We start from the raw sequence: 447 nt of genomic DNA, 5'->3' as shown, positions 1-447 counted from the left end.
CCGCTCGCTGCGGCAGGCCCTCGGAGCGTGGCGCGGGCAGGCCCTCGCCGGGACACGGGGGATCTTCTTCGAGTCCGAGCGCGACCGGCTGGAGGAGCTGCGCCTCGCCGCGCTGGAGGAACTGCACGCCGCCGAACTCCAACTCGGCGAGCGGCCCGGCCTGACGGCCGAACTCCGCGCCGCCGTCGCGGCGCACCCGCTGCGCGAGCGCCTGCACGAGCAGCTGATGCTGTCCCTGTACCGCTCCGGCCGCCGCGCCGACGCCCTGGCCGCGTACCGCGAGGCCCGGAAGGTCCTGCGGGAGGAGCTGGGCGTCGACCCCGGCGCCGGACTCGACCGGCTGCACAGCCGCATCCTGCACACCGACCCGGCGCTGGACGTACGGCGTGCCGTGCGGCAGCCGGTCCCGTCCCAACTGCCCCCGGACCTGCCGGCGTTCACCGGCCG

At 77.0% G+C, this 447-nt stretch carries 1 protein-coding gene; it reads left to right on the top strand.

Annotation, left to right across the window (positions count from 1 at the left end; genetic code table 11):
* A partial coding sequence (locus tag GT042_RS24730; RefSeq protein WP_161310934.1) for an AfsR/SARP family transcriptional regulator occupies window positions 1-447 on the top strand: 447 nt, incomplete at both ends.

Origin of the sequence: Streptomyces sp. SID3212, assembly GCF_009865405.1 — a bacterium.
GTDB lineage: Bacteria > Actinomycetota > Actinomycetes > Streptomycetales > Streptomycetaceae > Streptomyces.
Note: the sequence above shows the minus strand (reverse complement) of the source record. Positions and strands in the feature narration are given on the sequence as shown.